This is a genomic window from Bradyrhizobium sp. P5_C11_2, assembly GCF_054049755.1.
In genome coordinates, this window is the sequence record NZ_JBFULT010001039.1 from 1 (window position 1) to 1256 (window position 1256).

The 1256-nt window shown below is 63.1% G+C and carries 1 protein-coding gene and 1 pseudogene; one reads left to right on the forward strand and one right to left on the reverse strand.

The annotated features are described in order from the left end of the window. Window positions 1-993: type I glutamate--ammonia ligase (gene glnA / locus ACXJL8_RS41465; RefSeq protein ID WP_456687081.1), on the forward strand; the 993-nt coding region annotated here is incomplete at its 5' end. Window positions 994-1072: 79 nt separating this feature from the next. Here the strand turns inward: glnA and ACXJL8_RS41470 are convergent. Then, window positions 1073-1256: pseudogene (locus tag ACXJL8_RS41470) on the reverse strand (slipin family protein); the annotation flags it as partial.

Here is a 1256-nt window from a genome sequence, read left to right on the forward strand (position 1 = left end):
GTGCGCTTCTCCTCCAGCCCCTACAACACCGGCTTCAGGCTCGACTCCTCGGAGCTGCCGACCAACTCCGACACCGAATATGAAGGCGGCAATCTCGGCCACCGCGTCCGCACCAAGGGCGGCTACTTCCCGGTCCCGCCGCAGGATTCCGTGCAGGACATGCGTTCGGAGATGCTCGGCGCCATGGCCAAGATGGGCGTCAAGGTCGAGAAGCATCACCACGAGGTCGCCTCCGCCCAGCACGAGCTCGGCATGAAGTTCGACACGCTGACGCTGATGGCCGACCATCTGCAGATCTACAAATACTGCATCCACCAGGTCGCCCACATCTACGGCAAGACCGCCACCTTCATGCCGAAGCCGGTCTATGGCGACAACGGCTCGGGCATGCACGTGCACCAGTCGATCTGGAAGGACGGCAAGCCGGTGTTCGCCGGCAACAAGTACGCCGACCTGTCGGAGACCTGCCTCCACTACATCGGCGGCATCATCAAGCACGCCAAGGCGATCAACGCCTTCACCAACCCGTCGACCAACTCCTACAAGCGCCTGGTCCCGGGCTATGAGGCCCCCGTGCTGCTCGCCTACTCCGCGCGCAACCGCTCGGCCTCCTGCCGCATCCCCTACACCGCTTCGCCGAAGGCCAAGCGTGTCGAGGTGCGCTTCCCCGATCCGCTCGCCAATCCCTATCTCGGCTTCGCCGCGATGCTGATGGCCGGCCTCGACGGCATCAAGAACAAGATCGATCCGGGTCCGGCGATGGACAAGGACCTCTACGATCTGCCGAAGGAAGAGCTGAAGCAGATCCCGACGGTGTGCGGCTCGCTTCGCGAGGCGCTCGAAAACCTCGACAAGGACCGCGCCTTCCTGAAGGCCGGCGGCGTGTTCGACGACGACTTCATCGACAGCTACATCGAGCTGAAGATGACCGAAGTCGAGCGCTTCGAAATGACCCCACACCCGATCGAGTTCGACATGTACTATTCGGGCTAAGCTGCTCGAACTGTATGCGACAAGCAAAAGGCGCTCCGCGAGGGGCGCCTTTTTTATTTGAGAGCGCAGAACCTCCCGGCTACGAATTGTCACGCCGCGGCAGGAAATGATCGAGCAGGCCGGTCGGCAGCGGAAACACGATGGTCGACGACCGTTCTCCGGCGATGTCGTGCAGAGCCGCGAAGTAACGCAGCTGCATCGCCTGCGGCTCCTGCGCGAGGATCCGGCCGGCCTCGACGAGCTTTTCGGCCGCCTGCTGCTCG